14 protein-coding genes are annotated in these 18,491 nt (G+C 73.6%); 10 read left to right on the plus strand and 4 right to left on the minus strand.

The window, feature by feature from the left end; translation table 11 throughout:
- Positions 1 to 111: 111 nt before the first annotated feature.
- The 3 genes from rfbB (at position 112) to DDP54_RS02875 (ending at position 3,868) form a co-directional block, all read left to right on the plus strand.
- Complete coding sequence (gene rfbB, locus DDP54_RS02865; protein ID WP_109130474.1) at positions 112 to 1,107, plus strand: dTDP-glucose 4,6-dehydratase; 996 nt, start codon at positions 112 to 114, stop codon at positions 1,105 to 1,107.
- Positions 1,108 to 1,188: 81 nt separating this feature from the next.
- Positions 1,189 to 2,460 (plus strand): LCP family protein, encoded by a 1,272-nt coding sequence (locus DDP54_RS02870; protein ID WP_146192349.1) that lies wholly within the window; start codon positions 1,189 to 1,191, stop codon positions 2,458 to 2,460.
- Positions 2,461 to 2,887: 427 nt separating this feature from the next.
- Positions 2,888 to 3,868: an LCP family protein gene (locus DDP54_RS02875; protein WP_242448181.1), complete on the plus strand. Its 981-nt coding sequence runs from the start codon at positions 2,888 to 2,890 to the stop codon at positions 3,866 to 3,868.
- A 3-nt stretch (positions 3,869 to 3,871) separates the two neighbouring features.
- Here DDP54_RS02875 and purE read toward each other — a convergent pair whose 3' ends face one another.
- Positions 3,872 to 4,417 (minus strand): 5-(carboxyamino)imidazole ribonucleotide mutase, encoded by a 546-nt coding sequence (gene purE, locus DDP54_RS02880; RefSeq protein ID WP_109130477.1) that lies wholly within the window; start codon positions 4,415 to 4,417, stop codon positions 3,872 to 3,874.
- A 107-nt stretch (positions 4,418 to 4,524) separates the two neighbouring features.
- Positions 4,525 to 5,691 carry a 5-(carboxyamino)imidazole ribonucleotide synthase gene (locus tag DDP54_RS02885; protein WP_109130478.1) on the minus strand — a complete coding sequence of 389 codons (1,167 nt, stop codon included), beginning with the start codon at positions 5,689 to 5,691 and terminating at the stop codon, positions 4,525 to 4,527.
- A 144-nt stretch (positions 5,692 to 5,835) separates the two neighbouring features.
- On the opposite strand from DDP54_RS02885, the gene DDP54_RS02890 reads away from it, so the two are divergent.
- Positions 5,836 to 6,354, plus strand: a complete 519-nt coding sequence (locus tag DDP54_RS02890) for a GtrA family protein (RefSeq protein WP_109130479.1) — start codon at positions 5,836 to 5,838, stop codon at positions 6,352 to 6,354.
- Between the two features lie 77 nt (positions 6,355 to 6,431).
- On the opposite strand, the gene DDP54_RS02895 is transcribed toward DDP54_RS02890, so the two are convergent.
- Positions 6,432 to 7,754: an ATP-binding protein gene (locus DDP54_RS02895; RefSeq protein ID WP_109130480.1), complete on the minus strand. Its 1,323-nt coding sequence runs from the start codon at positions 7,752 to 7,754 to the stop codon at positions 6,432 to 6,434.
- Positions 7,755 to 7,758: 4 nt separating this feature from the next.
- Positions 7,759 to 8,451 carry a response regulator transcription factor gene (locus tag DDP54_RS02900; RefSeq protein ID WP_109130481.1) on the minus strand — a complete coding sequence of 231 codons (693 nt, stop codon included), beginning with the start codon at positions 8,449 to 8,451 and terminating at the stop codon, positions 7,759 to 7,761.
- Between the two features lie 169 nt (positions 8,452 to 8,620).
- On the opposite strand from DDP54_RS02900, the gene DDP54_RS02905 reads away from it, so the two are divergent.
- The 6 genes from DDP54_RS02905 to DDP54_RS02930 all read left to right on the plus strand — a co-directional run bounded on the left by DDP54_RS02905 (position 8,621) and on the right by DDP54_RS02930 (position 18,488).
- Positions 8,621 to 9,886: a sensor histidine kinase gene (locus DDP54_RS02905; RefSeq protein WP_347338490.1), complete on the plus strand. Its 1,266-nt coding sequence runs from the start codon at positions 8,621 to 8,623 to the stop codon at positions 9,884 to 9,886.
- A gap of 49 nt (positions 9,887 to 9,935) precedes the next feature.
- Positions 9,936 to 10,685, plus strand: a complete 750-nt coding sequence (locus tag DDP54_RS02910; RefSeq protein WP_109130482.1) for a response regulator transcription factor — start codon at positions 9,936 to 9,938, stop codon at positions 10,683 to 10,685.
- A 130-nt stretch (positions 10,686 to 10,815) separates the two neighbouring features.
- A complete protein-coding gene (locus DDP54_RS02915; RefSeq protein WP_109130483.1) occupies positions 10,816 to 11,652 on the plus strand; it encodes an ABC transporter ATP-binding protein in 837 nt (278 codons plus the stop codon).
- 23 nt (positions 11,653 to 11,675) lie between these two features.
- Entirely contained in the window at positions 11,676 to 14,261 is a 2,586-nt protein-coding gene (locus DDP54_RS02920; protein WP_242448182.1) for an FtsX-like permease family protein, read from the plus strand.
- Between the two features lie 94 nt (positions 14,262 to 14,355).
- The gene (locus tag DDP54_RS02925; protein ID WP_109130485.1) at positions 14,356 to 15,090 is read left to right on the plus strand and encodes an FHA domain-containing protein; all 735 of its coding nucleotides are present in this window, start codon (positions 14,356 to 14,358) and stop codon (positions 15,088 to 15,090) included.
- A gap of 71 nt (positions 15,091 to 15,161) precedes the next feature.
- Positions 15,162 to 18,488: an FtsK/SpoIIIE domain-containing protein gene (locus DDP54_RS02930; RefSeq protein ID WP_109130486.1), complete on the plus strand. Its 3,327-nt coding sequence runs from the start codon at positions 15,162 to 15,164 to the stop codon at positions 18,486 to 18,488.
- Positions 18,489 to 18,491 lie beyond the last annotated feature (3 nt).

Consider the following 18,491-nt stretch of genomic DNA (forward strand, 5'->3'; position numbering starts at 1 on the left):
TGCCTCGCTCTGAGGTGCGGGGGTGCGGGGTGCTGGGGCGCGGCTGCAGCCCACCAGCCGCCCGTGGTTGGGTAGTCTTGGCTCGCAAGCTTGTCGATCGGGAGGTCCCTCGTGCGTCTGCTCGTCACCGGCGGAGCTGGCTTCATCGGCTCCAACTTCGTCCACCAGACCGTCCGGGAGCACCCTGAGGTCGAGGTGACCGTGCTCGACGCGCTGACCTATGCGGGCGACGAGAAGAGCCTCGCGCCCGTCGCGGACGCCATCACGTTCGCCAAGGGTGACATCACCGACGCCGACCTGGTCGACGAGCTCGTGAGCGACGCGGACGTCGTCGTCCACTTCGCCGCCGAGTCGCACAACGACAACTCGTTGAGCAACCCGTGGCCGTTCGTCCAGACCAACATCATCGGCACGTTCACGCTGCTCGAGGCTGTCCGTCGGCACGGCACGCGCTACCACCACATCTCGACCGACGAGGTGTACGGCGACCTCGAGCTCGACGACCCGGCGAAGTTCACCCCCGAGACGCCGTACAACCCGTCCAGCCCGTACTCCTCGACCAAGGCCGGGAGCGACCTGCTCGTGCGTGCCTGGGCCCGGTCGTTCGGGGTGCAGGCGACGATCTCGAACTGCTCGAACAACTACGGCCCCTACCAGCACGTCGAGAAGTTCATCCCGCGGCAGATCACCAACGTGATCGACGGCATCCGGCCGAAGCTTTACGGCACAGGCGAGAACGTGCGCGACTGGATCCACGTCGAGGACCACAACTCGGCCGTCTGGGCCATCATCGAGCGCGGGCGTATCGGCGAGACGTACCTGATCGGCGCGAACGGCGAGCAGAACAACAAGGACGTCGTCGAGCTCATCCTCGAACTCACCGGGCAGCCGCGCGACGCGTACGACCTGGTGAGCGACCGGCCGGGGCACGACCTGCGCTATGCGATCGACTCGTTCAAGCTGCGGGACGAGCTGGGGTGGGCCCCGCAGTACGAGAACTTCCGCGACGGGCTCGCTGCGACGATTGACTGGTACACGGCGAACGAAGGCTGGTGGCGCCCACAGAAGGACGCGACCGAGGCCAAGTACGCGCAGCTCGGGCGCTGACCGCCTGATCTGCACAGATCCTCCACCGGCTCCGACGCGCCGCTCCGCGACCTGCACAGGCATTGCTCCTAGGCTCCTGACGTGACCACCCGCCATGCCGCCGCGCCCGGACCCAGAACGGCCCGCCACTCCCGGAGTGGCCGCACCCATCACGCCCTGCGCGGCGTCGCACTGGTGGTCACGGCCGTCCTGGCCTTCGGCATTGCCGGCGCCGCATCGGCGTACACGCGCCTGCAGGGGAACATCAAGTCCGCCGACGTCACGAGCCTGCTCGGCGACCGCCCCACCCAGGCGCCGGCCAACCCTGACGACCCGAACGCAGGCAAGGCCGTCAACATCCTGCTCATCGGCTCGGACGTTCGGTCCGGTGAGAACGGCACCATCGGCGGAGTCGTCACGGGGATGCGCTCGGACACGACGATCCTGCTCCACATCTCGGCCGACCGGAGCCGCATCGAGGCGGTGTCGATCCCGCGGGACTCGCTCGTCAAGATCCCGAAGTGCGACCGGTCCGACGGGACCTCGTCCAAGGCCCAGACGGGGATGTTCAACTCGGCGTTCTCGATCGGGTCGGAGAGCGGCAAGGTCTCCGACGCAGCGGCGTGCACCATGAAGACGGTCGAGCAGACGACCGGGGTGTTCATCGACCACTACGTCGTCATCGACTTCGCGGGCTTCATCACGATGATCAACGCCCTGGGTGGCGTGCCGATCTGCGTTCCCAACGACATGGACTCTCCCGACGCCGGGCTGCACGTCTCGGCGGGGTTCCAGACGCTCGACGGCCCGACGGCGCTCGCCTACGCACGCGCCCGCAAGGGTGCGGGGCTCGGCGACGGGTCGGACACGGGCCGGATCATCCGGCAGCAGAAGCTGCTCGCCGCGACGGTGACGGCGGTGCGGTCCAAGAACCTGCTGACCGACATCCCCGAGCTCGTCCGGTTCCTCAACGCGGCGACCAGCTCGATCACCGCCGACCCCGGACTCGCCTCGATCCCCAACATGTCCGGTGTGGCGTTCAGCGTGAAGGACACGCGGGACATCCATTTCATGACGATCCCGTTCGCCGCGGCACCGAGCGACCCGAACCGCGTCGTGTGGACCAAGGCCGCGGACGCCATCTGGGCGAACATCGCCCAGGACGTCCCCATGCTGTCGACCGAGACTGCCACCGCTACTGCTGGCGACACTGCCGGTGCGACGACGGCGCCGGCCGCGACCACAGCCCCGGGCACGTCGCCCTTGTCAACACCCAAGCCCGGCGCGACGACCTCAGCGCCGACCCCGGCCGCGACCACGCAGACCGACGGCACGATCACGCCGGACGACGCCGCGCCGGCCGCGTGCTCCTGACGAGGGAGAGCTGACGATGCCGTCCGACGACTCCGAGAAGCGGACCGCCGCTTCCCGCGCCCGCGCCGGCGGCCCGGCACGTCCGGTCAACCCGACCGGACGGTCCGCAACCCCCGGCTCGCCGCGGCCTGGCGCTCCCGCGACGCCGCCGAGCTTCGCGCCGGCGGGCGGGCAGTCCCGACCGGCTGCCGCCGATGATGCGGTGCCCGTCGGTCGCCCCACGCACCCGGCGTCCCCTGTGGCACCGCCGGTCTCGCGACCGTCGCCGCCACGCACGACGACTCCGGGCTGGTCCGCCACGCCCAGCGCCGCGCGGCCGGCAACCGCGCCCCCGCCGGGGCGACGACCCACAGCGGCGCCTGCTGGACCACAGTCGGCGACCCCGAGGTCTCCGGGTTCTCGCACAGCGGCGACCCCGGCGCGGCCGATGCCCGCCGTCGATGGCGCAGCCCGCACCCGCATCGGTCGCAGGCGAGCCATCGTCATCGGCGCCGTCGTCGTGCTCATGGCCCTGCTCGCGTGGCCGATCGGCCTGGCGATCTGGGCGAACGGCAGGCTGACCCACATCGATGCCCTCTCGGGCGCCGCCGGCACGCCCGGCACGACCTACCTGCTCACCGGTTCCGACTCGCGCGGGGACGGAGCCGTGCCCGAGGACGGGACGCTGGGCGCCCGGACCGACACGATCATGGTGCTCCAGGTGCCGTCGAGCGGGCCGGCCGCGCTCATCAGCCTTCCGCGTGACACCTACGTCGACGTCCCCGGGCACGGGCCTGCCAAGCTCAACGCGGCGTTCTCGTGGGGTGGTGCGCCGCTGCTGGTGCAGACGGTCGAGCAGCTCACGGGGCTGACGATCGACCACTACGCCGAGGTCGGGTTCGCAGGACTGGAGAACCTCGTAGATGCCGTCGGCGGCGTGAGCCTGTGCTCGGACCTCACGGTCAACGACCCAGACTCCGGCATGGTGTGGACACCCGGCTGCCACGAGGTGGGCGGGGTCGAGGCGCTGGCGTTCGCGCGCATGCGCAAGGCCGACCCGGCGGGTGACATCGGTCGAGCGGAGCGTCAGCAGCAGCTCATCGGAGCGATCACGTCGAAGGTCTCCACGCCCTCGCTGCTGGTCGCGCCGGGCACGCAGGTGAGCCTGATCCGTGCAGGGACCGGGTCGCTCGCGGTGAGCAAGGGCTCGGACATCGTCGACCTGGGGCGCATGGCCATCGCGTTCCGCAACGCGAAGGGTCCGGGCGGCATCACGGGTACGCCGCCGATCTCGAACATGGACTACCGCCCGGGGCACAAGCTCGGGTCCACGGTGCTGCTCGACCCCGACACGACCCCGGCCTTCTTCGAGGCGATCAAGAACGGCACGCTTCCCGCTGGCCCCGTTGGTGGGGCACCGACCGCCTGAGATTCAGGCGCTGAACCCGGCGGCGCCCCGTCGGCCCGACCCGAACTGCGCGCGGAGCCGCTCCCCCTTGGCCTCCGCCTGCGCCCGCAGACCGTCCTGGAACGTTGCCATCGCGACAGCGAGCCGGCGCGCGTCGTCGTCGGTCCCCGAGGCGAGGATCCGCACCGCGAGCAGTCCCGCGTTGCGCGCGCCGGCTACCGAGACGGTCGCGACGGGGACCCCCGCGGGCATCTGCACGATCGACAGCAGCGAGTCGAGCCCGTCGAGGTAGGCGAGCGGCACGGGCACTCCAACGACCGGAAGCGTCGTGACGGCCGCGAGCATCCCGGGGAGGTGCGCGGCTCCCCCGGCACCCGCGACGATCACGCGCAGCCCTCGCGCCGCGGCCGTGCGGCCGTAGTCGAGCATCTTCTCGGGCTGACGGTGCGCCGAGACGACGTCCACCTCGACGGCGACGTCGAACTCCGCCAGGGCGTCGGCGGCCGCCTGCATGACCGGCCAGTCCGAGTCCGAGCCCATCACGATGCCGACCAGCGGGTTCACAGCCATGTCCGTCTCCCAGGATCGTGATGTGCAGTGCGAGAAGCTCAGCGTTCAGATGATCAGCGCGATCATGACCAGTCTCGAGAAGACCAGTCTCGAACACACCGGGTCGGTCAGCCCACCGCGCCGCGCAGCAGCGCCGCGGCGGTCCGGGCACGCTCACGCACGTCGGCGAGCCCGTCCCCCGAGACGTTCACGTGCCCGAGCTTGCGTCCCTCCCGCACACTCTTGCCGTACAGGTGCACCTTGGCGCCCGGGTCACACCGCCCGACGGCGCCGACGGCATCGGTCGGGTCGACCTCACCGCTGCCCAGCACGTTGGCCATCACGGTCCAGCGGGCGGTCTGGGTGGTCTCACCGAGCGGCAGGTCCAGGACCGCTCGCAGGTGCTGCTCGAACTGGCTCGTGACGGAGCCGTCGATGGTCCAGTGCCCGGAGTTGTGCGGGCGCATGGCGAGCTCGTTGACGAGCACCAGCGGCGGGTCGCCCGCTACGGCGGCCGGGACCTCGAAGAGCTCGACCGCGAGGACCCCCGTGACGCCGAGGCCGACGGCGATGGTCCGCGCGACCTCGAGGGCCCGCGCCGCGGTCGCGGGGTCGAGGTCGGGCGCAGGCGCGATGACCTCGGAGCACACGCCGCGCTCCTGCACCGACTCCACGACGGGCCACGCACGCACCTCGCCCGACGGGCTGCGGGCCACGAGGACCGCGAGCTCGCGCGTGAACGGCACCTTCTCCTCGACGATGAGCGCCACGCCGGCGCCGTCGTGGAACGCCTCGAGCCAGTCGCTGACCTCGGTCGCGGCGTGCACGACGCGGACTCCCTTGCCGTCGTACCCGCCGCGGATCGTCTTGACGACCGCTGTACCGCCCACGTCGCGCAGGAACCGCTCGAGCGCTGCGGCGTCCGGGACCGGGGCCCAGCGCGGGCACGGCACACCGAGCTCGGTGAGCCGGGTGCGCATGACCTGCTTGTCCTGGGCGTGCACGAGCGCCGCCGGGCCGGGGTGGACGGGGACACCGCGCGCGACGAGCCGCTCGAGCAGGACGTTCGGGACGTGCTCGTGCTCGAACGTGAGCACCGCGGCACCCGCGACCAGCGCCTCGATCGCTGCTGCGTCGCCCGCAGCACCGACCGGCGCGTCGACGACGACCTGGGCGGCCGACGACTCCGGGTCCTCGACGAGCACCCGCAGGTGCACGTCCAGGGCGGCCGCGGGCGCGGCCATCATGCGGGCGAGCTGCCCACCACCGACCACTGCCACCACGGGTGCTGCCACAGCGCCCGAGCCTAACCGAGACGACCGGCGCAGCCGCTTCCGGTGGGCGCCGGTGGGACGCTCCGAGGCGACATCGCGCCCGGAAGGATTCGGTCGGGACCCTTGACTCAGGAACCGTCCAGGCGCCCGGGCTATCCTCGAACGATGAGCAACCTCGTGGCGCGGTCTCCGCGGCTGGCGGCCGTCCGGGCGCGCGTCGTCGAGCTCACCCGTTTCCTGGCCGTCGGCGGCGTGTCGTTCGTGGTCGACCTGGGCCTGTTCAATCTGCTCCGGTTCGGTCCTGGCGAGCTGCTGCTCCACAAGCCGCTGACCGCCAAGGTGCTGTCCGTCGCTGCCGCCACGCTCGTGTCGTGGGTCGGCAACCGGCACTGGACGTTCGCCGACCACCGGACGGCCCAGCGCGGCCGCGAGCTGCTGCTCTACGCAGTCATCAACGTCCTCGGCGTCCTGATCGGCATCGCGACGCTCGCGTTCTCGCACTACACCCTGGGCCTGCACACTCCGCTCGCGGACAACATCTCGACCGTCCTCGGCATCGCGCTCGGCACGATCGTGCGGTACGTCGGCTACAAGCGGTACGTGTTCATCACGCCGTCGGTCGATGCGGAGCTCGCAGACCGCGAGCGGATCACTTCCGACGACGAGGTCGAAGCACTGGCCTGACGTCCTGCGGCGAGCCGTTCTCGGCGGACCGCGGTCAGCGCACGGTCCCGTCGCGATCTCCCCGGAGCCGTCTCGGCCTACCGCCACCGCCGCCCCGTCCGCGGCGACACGACCGACCCGCGCGGCAGCACCACGTCAGGCGCGAGTGATGCAGGCACCCCGGCAAGGAACAGCGCGAACACCGCGGGTCGGCGCTGCGCGAGCTCGAGCCGTCCGCCGTCGGCCGACGCGAGGTCCCGCGCGAGCGCCAGGCCGAGGCCGGTCCCCTTCCCCGACGTGACCTCGCGTTCGAAGATGCGCGGTGCGAGGTCGTCGGGGACGCCCTCGCCCTCGTCGGCGACCTCGACCACGACAGCTCCCGATGCGCCGCCGCGACGTGACGTGATCGTCGTCGTCCCCCCGCCGTGCTTGAGCGAGTTCTCCACCAGGGTCGCGATAACCTGCGCGAGTGCGCCGGGGGTCGCGAGGACCTGGATGCGCGGGTCGACGTCGATGACGAGCCGGCGTTCTGCGGTCTCGAACGCGGGCGCCCACTCCTCCTCCTGCTGGTGCAGCACGTCGAGGAGCCGGATGGCCTCGGTGGTGCCGCCGCTCGCCCGTCGCGAGCGCATGAGCAGGTCGTCGACGACCGTGACGAGCCGTTCGACCTGTTCGAGGCTGATGCGGGCCTCGTCGCGGACGGTCGGCTGATCGGACTCGAGCATGATCTCCTCGAGGCGCATGGACAGCGCCGTCAGCGGCGTGCGCAGCTGGTGGGACGCGTCGGCCCCGAACTGGCGTTCGGCGGCGAGCCGTCCAGCGAGGCGGTCGGCGCTGCGGGCGAGCTCGGACGCGACAAGGTCGATCTCCTCGACCCCGGACGCCTGGACCTGCGGACGAACCTGCCCGGAGCCGAGCTGCTCGGCGGACGCCGCGAGGTAGACGAGCGGCGCGGCGAGCCTGTTGGCCTGCCAGATGGCCATGGCGATCCCCGCGGCGAACGCGACGACGGTGGCGACCACGACCAGGCCGATGACGCGCAGACTCAGCCAGAACACGTCCCACCAGGACACGTACAGGCTGATCTCGGCGCCGCTGCTCGAGGTGGTCCGGACGGACAGGCTTCGGTCGGTGAGCTCGGGGCCGGCCTGGTAGCGACCGCCGTCGGGCGCGAGCACGAAGACGTTGGCGCGCAGCGTGCCGTTGCCGCCGACGTACGGCTCGAGCATGCGTTCGGTGAGCGGGATGCTCTCGTCGATGCGGAAGTCGACGGTGCGCGCGAGCGCATCCGCCCGGGCCTCGAGCCCGCGCATCTCGTTCTCGCGGATGAGCTGGGCACCGAGGAACGCGAGGGGGAAGCCCAGGAGCACGACGGCGACCGTGACGGCCGCGATCGTGGCCTGGAGGACGCGGCGCCGCACGGACTCAGCCCCGCTCGCCGGGGCCGATCTCGAACCGGAAGCCCATGCCCCGCACCGTCGTCACGTAGCGGGGTGCGTTGGCGTCGTCGCCGAGCTTGCGACGCAGCCACGACACGTGCATGTCGAGGGTCTTCGTCGAGCCGGACGGGTCGGAGCCCCAGACCTCGCGCATGAGCGTCTCGCGCGCGACGACCGTGCCGGCAGCGGCGACGAGCACGCGCAGCAGGTCGAACTCCTTGGCGGTCAGGTGCAGCTCGCGCTCCCCCTGGAACGCGCGGTGCGCCGCCACGTCGACGCGGACGTTCTGTGCGTGCAGCTCGTCCTCGTCGGCGGAGTCGCCGGCGGAGCGGCGTAGCAGCGCACGGACGCGGGCGAGCAGCTCGGCGAGCCGGAAGGGCTTCGTGACGTAGTCGTCGGCGCCCGCATCGAGCCCGACGACGAGGTCGACCTCGTCGGCGCGCGCGGTGAGCACGAGGACGGGGGTCGTCAGGCCCATGGCGCGGATGGCGCGGGCGACGTCGAGCCCGTCCATGTCGGGCAGGCCGAGGTCGAGCACGACGATGTCCGCATCGGACGCCGCGTCGATCGCGCCTTGACCGGTGCCTTGCACGCGGACGTCATAACCTTCACGTCCGAGGGCACGAGCCAAAGGCTCGGCAATCGCGGGGTCGTCCTCCGCCAGCAGCACCTGGGTCATCGGCCCATGTTAGGTCACGAGTGGGTGTGGAGCGCGAACGAACGCGTCGACAGCACCGAATTGACGCGCCCGACCCGGCGGCGCTGAGTCTTTGTGCGTCACTCCGTCCGAGGGCTGAGCCCGCCCAGCGCGGCCTCAGCCCCCGGGTGCGCGACGGCCCGGTGCCCGAGTGCCTACTCTCATGGGCGTGGGCTGGTGGGAGCGTGCCGTCCGGTGGGAGGACACCCACCGGTTCGCCGTCGACGCCGCGGGCACCGCGTTGCTCCTGGCAGTGGCGGTACCGTTCACGACCGCGTTCGCGTCGGGCACCCGATCGGCAGCGACCGCGCTCTTCGCCCTCGCTCTCGTCGCACCGCTCGCGTGGCGGCGTCAGCTGCCGGCGGCGAGCGTCGCCACCGTGTATGCCGTGGCCCTCGTCCACCTCGCACGCGGCCACGGCTTCCTGGTGCCCGCCGACCTCGCGGTCCTGCTCGCGCTGTACTCCGTGACGGTGCACGGGCCCCGGTGGGCCCACCGGGTCGCGATCGCCGGTGCGGTCGCCGGCTCGTTCGTCCTGGCCGTCTCGATCGCGGGAACGTCCCAGCGGGGGACGGCCGGTGGCATCTGGATGTTCTGCTCGGCCGTCGCCCTCGCCGTCTGGGCGTTCGGGCTCGTCCGGCGTGCCCGCCGCGAGGCCATGGACGCGCTCGTCGACCGCGCACACCGGCTCGAGATCGAGCGCGACCAGCAGCACCAGATCGCCACCTCGGCCGAACGTTCGCGCATCGCGCGCGAGATGCACGACATCGTGGCCCACTCCCTCAGCGTGATCATCGCCCAGTCCGACGGCGGGCGGTACGCCGCACAGCGAGACCCTGACGCAGCGACGCGCGCGCTCGGCACCGTCTCCGAGACGGGGCGGGCGGCGCTCGCCGACATGCGCCGACTGCTCGGCGTGCTGCGCCCCAACGCCGACGGCCTCCCCGCGTCAGCCGGGCGGACGGGCGACGTCGTCGTCGTGCCGCAGCCTGCCGAGCTGGATGTGGAGTCGCTCGTCGAGCACGTGCGGTCCAGCGGCCTGCGCGTCTCGCTCGTCCGGATGGGCACGCCACGCCGTCTCCCGCCAGGCGCCGGGCTGACCGTGTACCGCATCTGCCAGGAGGCGCTGACGAACGTGCTCAAGCACGCGGGGCCGGACCCGGCGGTCACGGTCCTGGTGCACTGGCTCCCGGCCGGCATCACCCTCGAGGTGAGCGACGACGGTCGCGGCGCGGCGGCCGAGTCCGACGGGCTGGGCCAGGGGCTGCTCGGCATGCGCGAGCGCGCCGCGATGTTCGGTGGGACGGTCGCCGTCGGCCCTCGCCCCGGGGGCGGCTTCCGCATCCGGGCGCAGATCCCGTTGCCTCCGGCCCCGCCCGACGCGCCGCCGGCGGACGCGCCACCCCGCTCCCCGTGAGCACGTTCGCCGCGACAGGCCTTCCGTCCCGACCCCCAGAGAGCAGACCGTGACCACCCTCCCCGCAGGCAGCGACCCAACTGACCAGCCGATCAGGGTCGCGCTCGTCGACGACCAGCAGCTGGTGCGCGCCGGGTTCCGCATGGTCATCGACTCCCAGCCCGACCTCACGGTCGTGCTCGAGGCAGGGGACGGAGCCCAGGCCGTGCGCGCGCTCGCGAGCGGGTCGCCGGGCAGGTCAGCCCTTGGGCACGTCGACGTCGTGCTCATGGACGTGCGCATGCCCACGATGGACGGGCTGACGGCGACAGCAGCCATCACCGCAGCGGGGACCGAGCTGTGCCCCGCACCTCGCGTGATCGTCCTGACGACGTTCGACCTCGACGAGTACGTGCTCGCAGCGATCCGGGCCGGCGCGAGCGGGTTCCTGCTCAAGGACGCCCCGCCCGAGGAGATGCTGGGCGCGATCCGCACGGTGCACCGGGGCGACGCGGTGATCGCTCCGTCGAGCACCCGTCGGCTCCTCGAGCACCTCGTGACCGTGCTGCCCGCCGAGCTGCCCGATGACGGGCCGACCCCTGCCCACTCCGCCGTCGCCGACCTCACCGACCGCGAGCGCGAGGTGCTGGTCCTCATGGCGCACGGCCGCTCGAACACCGAGATCGGCCAGGACCTGTTCGTCGCCGAGGCGACGGTGAAGACGCACGTCGGGCGGATCCTCGCGAAGCTCGGGGTCCGGGACCGGGTCCAGGCCGTCGTCGTGGCCTACGAGACGGCGCTCGTCCGACCCGGCGCGTGAGGATCTCGGGACCGCGTCCAACCACGGGATGAGGCTGTGCCCGCCCTGGGCCTGACGCGGCGGACCGGCTCTCTCCGTAGCGTCGTCGGCGACCGAACGAGCCGAACAAGCCGACGCATGGAGCCTCACCGTGGACACGACCGTGTACCTGCCCCTCACCGAGACGCTCGCACCACCCACGGTGGCTGCTCGAGCACAGGGTCTGACGAAGGTCTACGGCACGGGCGCCGCGGCGGTGCGTGCGCTCGACGAGGTCGACGTCGCGTTCACGGCCGGCGCGTTCACCGCGATCATGGGCCCGTCCGGCTCGGGCAAGTCGACGCTCATGCACCTGCTCGCCGGTCTCGACTCGGCGACGTCGGGGGCCGTCTTCCTGGGTGACACCGACGTCACCCACCTGGGCGACGACGCCTTGACCCGTCTGCGCCGGGACCGCGTCGGATTCGTCTTCCAGTCGTTCAACCTGCTGCCAATGTTCACGGCCGCACAGAACATCACGCTCCCGCTCGAGCTGGCATGCACTCCCCTGACCGGCGACACCCAGGAGTGGTACGAGACGCTCGTCGCGACGCTCGGGCTCGGCGCGAGGCTCACGCACCGTCCCTCCGAGCTCTCCGGCGGCCAGCAGCAGCGGGTCGCGATCGCCCGCGCGCTCATCGCGAGGCCCGACGTCGTGTTCGCCGACGAGCCGACCGGCAACCTCGACTCGCGCTCGGGTGCCGAGGTCCTCAGCTTCCTGCGCCGGTCCGTCCGCGAGCTCGGGCGCACGATCATCATGGTCACGCACGACCCGACGGCCGCGGCCTACGCCGACCGGGTCGTGCTGCTCGCCGACGGGCGGATCGCGGGTGACATCGAGGCCCCGACACCCGAGTCGGTGCTCGCGGGGCTCGATGCGCTGCGACAGCTCGACGACCCGGTCGGCGACGGCACGGCGTTCGGTGCGCTCCCGCGGGCGGGTGCCTGATGCTGCGGCTGACCCTCGCCCAGATGCGACGCAGCATCGGCCGCCTGGTGGCGGCCGGCGTGGCGATCGCCATCGGGACCGCGTTCGTCGCTGCCACGCTTCTCGCCGGCGGCGTCATGACACGGTCCACGTACGACACGGTGACCGCGCGGTACGCGCAGGCCGACCTCGTCGTGACGCAGACCGTCGACGACACGCAGCTCGCGGCGATCCGGGCCGTACCCGGCGTCGACGCGGCCGATCCCGTCCCTCTCGTGGGCGTCGAGCTGCACAACGGCGGGGTGCGGGTCTGGGTGCACGCGGCACCGACGACGACCGACCCCCGCCTCGACGCGCAGGTCGTGAGCGCGGGCGCCCTGCCGGCGGCGCCGGGCCAGATCGCCCTGCCGGTCGCGGTCGCGCAGCGGCTGGCCGTCGGAGTCGGCGACCACCTCGTGACGCCGCAGCCGGTCCTCGTGACCAGCCACGACCCGTCGAGCACCGCCGCACCGACCGACACGTGGACGACGGTCGACGAGACCCTGACGGTCGTCGGGCTGCTCGACGACCCGCACCACGCCTACGCCCAGCTCGGCGGCGCCGCGGCCGTCACCGCCGCCGACGCCGCCCGCTGGGGCGGGGCCGGTTCGCTCGCCGGGCTCGACGGCCCGGTCCTGGTGGCCCTCGCACCGGGGACGGACCTGGGTGCCATGAGCACCACGATCCGTGCGGCGGTGCCCGACGCCGAGGTCAGTACGCGCGACGAGGCCGCCAAGGCGCAGATCGCCGAGCTCAGCAGCGAGGCCGAGGTGCTGACCGGGATCGTGCTGGGCTTCGCCGCCGTCGCGCTCGTCGTCGCGGCGCTGGTCATCGCCAACACCTTCCAGGTCCTCGTCGCCCAGCGCACCCGCACCCTCGCGCTGCTGCGCTGCGTCGGGGCCGACCGCGGCCAGCTGCGCAGGTCGGTCCTCGTCGAGGCCGCGATCCTCGGCGCTGCGGCGTCGCTGGTGGGGCTGGCCGTCGGGATCGCTCTGGCTCAGGGTGCGCTGATGGTGCTCGGGCGGATGGAGCTCGGCGTGCCGCTCCCCACGGCGGTGACCGTGACCAGCTGGGTCGTCCTCGTCCCCGTGGTCCTCGGGACCGCCGTCACCCTGCTCGCCGCGCTCGTCCCGGCCCGCGCTGCGACCCGGGTCGCGCCGATCGAGGCGCTGCGTCCGTCCGACGCACCGGCCGTCGGCGAGCGGGCCGGCCGGGCGCGACTGGTGATCGCCGCTGTGCTCTCCGTCGGCGGGCTTGCCGCCCTGCTGGCCGGGGTCCCGCTGTCGCTCGCCGGGCAGCCTCTGCTCGGGCTCGCCGTCGCCGTCCTCGGCGGGGCGGTCTCGTTCGTCGGGGTGCTCGTCGGCGCCGTGTTCTGGATCCCGCGCGTCGTCGCGCTCGTCGGGCGGGGGCTCGCCCGGACCGGCACGAGCGCCCGGCTCGCGGCGGCCAACACGGCTCGCAACCCCCGCCGCACCGCCGCGACGAGCTCCGCGCTGCTCATCGGCGTCACGCTCGTCGCGCTGATGAGCGCGGGGGCGGCCAGCACGCGCGTGACGCTCGACAACGACCTCGACACCCACTACCCGGTCGATCTCACGCTCGAGGCCACCGCCGCGGCGGACGGATCGATCGATGCGATGCCCTCCGACGTCGCACCGACGATCGCCGACGTCGCCGGGGTCGCTCAGGTCACCGAGATGCGCGTCACGGCGGCCCGCATCAGCACCGCCGGGCACCCGGCCGACCCGGCCGGGGCGATCCACCTGCGGTCGATCTCGCCGGCCGACCTCGCGGCCGTCGTCCGCACGCCGGACCTGCCCGCGGCTCTCGACGACGACACCATCGTGATCGGCCCCGTCCTCGCGACGAGGCTCGGCGTCGGGGCCGGGGACCGCGTCGACGTCGCGGCCTACACCGGGTTCGCCGACGACAGCACGCCCTCGCCGGGCGGTCAGGTCACGACGTTGACGGTCGCCGTCGCGGGCACCGAGGGGTGGGCCGCGTTCGTCACGACGACCATCGGACGGACGGTCGCACCCGCTGCGCCGGTCGCGGAGCTGTGGGTTCGGCTCGCGGACGTCAACGATGCGGGGTCGGTCGTCCCCCGGGTGCAGGACGCGATCAGGACGGCGGCCGTCTCCGTCGACGGACCGGCGCTCCAGCGGGCGTCGTACCAGACCCTGATCAGCACGCTGCTCGCCGTCGTCGTGGGACTGCTCGCGGTCGCCGTGGTCATCGCCCTCGTCGGCGTCGCGAACACGCTCTCGCTGTCCGTCCTGGAACGTCGCCGCGAGTCCGCGACGCTGCGGGCGATCGGACTCTCGCGACGACAGCTGCGCTGGATGCTGGCGATCGAGGGGATGCTCATCGCCGGGATCGGCGCCGTGCTCGGCACCTTGCTGGGGCTGCTGTACGGCTGGGTCGGCGCCGCGACGGTGCTCAGCACGGTCGGGCCGGTGACCCTCGCGGTGCCGTGGCGGGACGTGGTGATCGTGCTGGTCGTCGCCGTCGCGGCGGGGTTGGCGGCGTCGGTGGTCCCCGGTCGCGCCGCCGCGCGCACCTCGCCGGTCGCGGCGCTGACCGTGGACTGACGTCGGCCGACAGGCTGGCCTGTGGACGCGGGCGCACGGTGCGGCGTCCACAGGTTCCGCTCCGGGTCCCGACCCGATCGTCCACAGTGCCGTCGTGCGGATCACCCTCCTGACGCCCGAGCAGTCGGCGACGACCTCCGCGCTCGTCGCGACCGACGTCGAGGTCCGCCCGGGGGCACGCCTCGGCGACCTGCGCGCGGACCTCGCGCGGATCACCGGTCACCGTGGCTGGACGACCCCCGGCGCTCGGCTCTCGGTCGATCACGTCGCGGTCGACGACGAGCAACCGTGCGGCCAGCCGCCGCTGCTGGCCGGCGCACGGCTCCGCATCGGGCGCGGCCCGCGGCCTGCCGACGACGACGCGATCGACGCACGCCGCCACCTCGCGGTCGTCGAGGGGCCCGACTGCGGTGCGCTGCGCGCCGTCTGCGGAGCGCTCGTGGTCGGCCGCTGGGTACCGGAGCCGCCGCTCGTCCCCCGTCGGAGCACGCTTGCGACGGCGCACGAACGTCACCTGGCCCTGCGGGACCTGTCGATGTCCGAGCGTCACGTCGAGCTGACGCTGCGACGCGGCGAGCTCGCGGTGCGCGACGTCGGCTCGACGAACGGGACGAGGCTCGTCCGGCGCAGCGTCTCTCGCAGGGCCGCCCGGAGGGTTCCCCACGGCCGGGCGGTGCACCGCCGCTGGGTTCGGGTGCGGCCCGGTGACCGCCTGCACCTCGGAGCCAGCGTCGTGGAGATCCGCGGGCCCGTGACCGAGGCGGGTCCGGCCCTCCCCCGCCGGTCCGGGCTGACGGTTCCGGCTCCGGCTTCGGCGCGACCGCTCTGACCTGGCTCGCCCCGGCGGCAGGCACCGTCGCGCTCGCCGCGGCGACCGGTAACCGCGTCCTGCTCGTGTGCATGCTGATCGCCCCGGCGATCGCGCTGGGTCAGGTCGTCGTCGAGCGCCGACGGGTCCCGAGTGGGGGCCACGCCTCGCGTCCCGATGCACGGCGAGGTGGGGCGGCCCGCGAGCACGCCGACGTGGGGGGCCGGGCCGGGGTCGCGTCCGACGCGTCATGTCTGGAGGGTTCCATCCACCCCGCAGATCTCGCGACCGCAGCCCTTGTCAGGCTTCGGCGCGGGACCGTCCGCGCGGGTCCGGTCCCGGACCGGCCCGGGGCAGCGGCGCAGGGCGCGGCGGGTCCGGGGTCCGCCGACCGGTCGCTCGGCGCGAGTGCCGCGGGTCGCGCGGTCGCTGTCGTCGGTCCGCGGGAGCTGGCCCTCGGGATCGCGAGGGCGCTCACGCTCGGGCTGGTCGGCCCCGCGGGCGAGACAGCGCTCGTCGTCAGGTGCGACGTCGGCGAGCACGAGTCATGGCGCTGGGCACGCTGGCTCACGCACCGCTCGGCACCGCTACCGGGTCCCGACGCCGGACGGACGGTCGTCGTGGCGGACGGCGAGGGCACCCACCCCGAGATCGCCCGGTGGTGGCACGGCGCCGGGGCGACGCATCACCTCGTCCTCGTCGCGCGTAGCGCTGGTGCTGTGCCGGCCTGGTGCGACACCGTCGTCGAGGTCGGCGCGACCGGTGTGACGCTCCGACGCGGCGCGCGGGCGTGGCCCGTCCCGCTGCGCGCGGTCGGGGCCGACTGGGCGAGCCGGCAGAGCCGTCGCACGGCGGCCATCCGGACCCTTGACCGCACCGGCGCCCCGGGCTCGGACGCCCTTCCTGACCGGGTCGCGCTCGGCGACCTCCCGGACGTCGGACCGCCCGACGAGACGCGGGTCCGAGCCGGCTGGGCCGCAACCCGACCGAGCGGCCTGCGCGCGATGCTGGGTGCCGACCAGCACGGTGCGGTGTCCGTCGATCTGGTGCGCGACGGTCCCCACGCCCTCGTGGCGGGCACGACAGGCGCGGGCAAGTCCGCACTCCTGCAGACCCTCGTGCTCTCGCTCGCGCTCGCGCACCCGCCGACGCGGCTCGCCATCGCCCTGATCGACTACAAGGGCGGGGCGAGCTTCGGCGCGTGCGCGGACCTCCCCCACGTCGTCGGTCAGGTCACCGACCTGGACGGGGCCCTCGCCACGCGCGCCCTCGCGGGACTGCGCGCCGAGCTGAACCGCCGCGAGCGGACCCTCGCGGCGGCGGGGGTCGCCGACCTGGCCGCGCTGTGGCTCGCCGATGACGCCGGGACGACGAGCACCGCTCCGCCGCCGCGGCTGCTCGTCGTCGTCGACGAGTTCCGGGCGATGGCCGACGAGCACCCGGACTTCCTTCCCGGGCTCCTGCGGCTCGCCGCCCAGGGCCGCTCGCTCGGCATGCACCTCGTGCTGGCCACGCAGCGCCCGGCAGGGGCCATCGGCCCAGACCTCCGGGCGAACATCTCGCTGCGCATCGCGCTGCGCGTGACCGACGTCGCCGAGTCCGTCGACGTCCTCGACATCCCCGACGCCGCCTCGATCCTCCCGTCGACCCCCGGCCGTGCACTCGTGCGGCGCGGCACCGCCGGACCCGAGTGGGTGCAGGTCGCGCAGGTGCTGGCACCGGGTCAACGGAACCCGGTCGACGTGGCCGCGTCGTGGACAGCCGCCGACGCCAGCTGGGTCCCCTGGGCGGGCAGCGGCACGCGCACGTCGTCCGTCCCGGGCAGGGCGCTGGACCGCACGAGCCCGACGACGGCCCCTGCCGATGACGTCCGTCGCTACGTCGAGGCCATCCGGCGCGCTGCCCACGGCGTTCCGGCACCGACGCCGCCGTGGCTACCGGCCCTGCCCGAGCGGGTCCGTGTCGAAGAGATCGACGCACTCCCCCTCGAACCGGGCGTCGACCCGGCGCGGACGATCCCCCTCGCGCTCGGCGACCTGCCGTCCGAGCAGCGCCGCGCCGCGGTGCGCTGGGACCCGGCCGCCGGGCACCTGCTCGTCCTCGGCGGTCCGGGTAGCGGTCGGACGACGGCGCTACGGACCGTCGCAGCGGGCGCGATCGACCTCGGGCTGCACGTCCACCTCGTCGGGCTCGACCTCCCCACGGGCACGGCGGTGGACCTGTGCTCGTCGGACGAGGACCTCGATCGTCACGGCACGAGCCTCGGGACGATCGTGGGTACGGACGACCCGCGCCGGCTCGCGCGCCTCGTCACGCTCCTTGCCGAGGCCGACGACACCCGATCGCCGCGTCTCCTCGTCGTCGACGACCTCGAGGCCGCGCTCGACTCCCTCGCCTCGGTGGCCCGTGGCGCCGCCGGCGAGCGGCTCCTCGATCTCCTGCGCGACGGCCGTCGCCGGGGTGTCACGGTCGTGGCCGGGGCGCGCGCGTCCGCCCGAGCCCTCACGCACGCTCCGCACTTCTCCTCACGGCTCGTGCTCGGCCAGGCCGACGCGGTCGCCGACGTCCTTGTCGGGGTCCCGACGGAGCTCGCCGGCGTTCGACGCACCCCCGGCAGGGCCGTGCTCGTCGCGGGTGACGGTGCCGTCGAGTGCCAGGTCGCGCTGGTCTCCGAGACGGCGGCGGGGGCCGGGGGGCGCGGACGCCACGCCGGCAACAGGGTCGAGGTCGCGACGGAAGGCGAGCCGGTGCGGCTGCACCCCGTTCCGGTGCATGTCCCGTGGGCTGCCCTCACACCGAGCCGAGGACGTGGTGCGGCCATGGGACGGGGCGGGGACGACGCTGCGACCGTGCACCTCGACACGAGCTGCGGGGCGCTCGTCGTCGGCTCGCCGGGCTCTGGCCGGTCCAACGCTCTCGAGGTCGTCGCAGTGGGGCTCGTCCGCGCAGGCCGTCGGGTCGCGGTCGTCGCCCCCGCCGGCACGCTGCGCGACGTTCCCGGGCTGGGGTGGTCCGTCGGGCACGACGGTCTGCGGGCGCTGCTCGACGAGCTGGAGACGTGCACCGACGCCGTCGACCTCGTCGTCGACGACCTCGACGACCTCGACCAGGCCTGCCCGCTCGAGGTCGAGCTGCTCGCCCGGATCGTCGCTCCGGACGCGAACCGAGACGTGCGGCTCATCGCCTCCGCGCGAACCGCACGGGCCGCGACCGCGTACCGGGAGCCGTTCGCCCGCCTGCGTGCCGGTCGCCGAGGGCTCGTCCTCGACCCCCACGAGCCGGGATCGGCCGACGTCTTCGGCCGCACGCTCGAGTGGGCCCTCGACCCGGCGCGGCCGCACGCGCGCGGCCGCGGGGTGCTCCACGACGACCGACAGGTGGTCCCCGTCCAGGTCGCTGACGCCGCGAGCCGATCGTGAGCC

The sequence above is a fragment of the Cellulomonas sp. WB94 genome (genome assembly GCF_003115775.1).
Classification (GTDB): domain Bacteria; phylum Actinomycetota; class Actinomycetes; order Actinomycetales; family Cellulomonadaceae; genus Cellulomonas_A.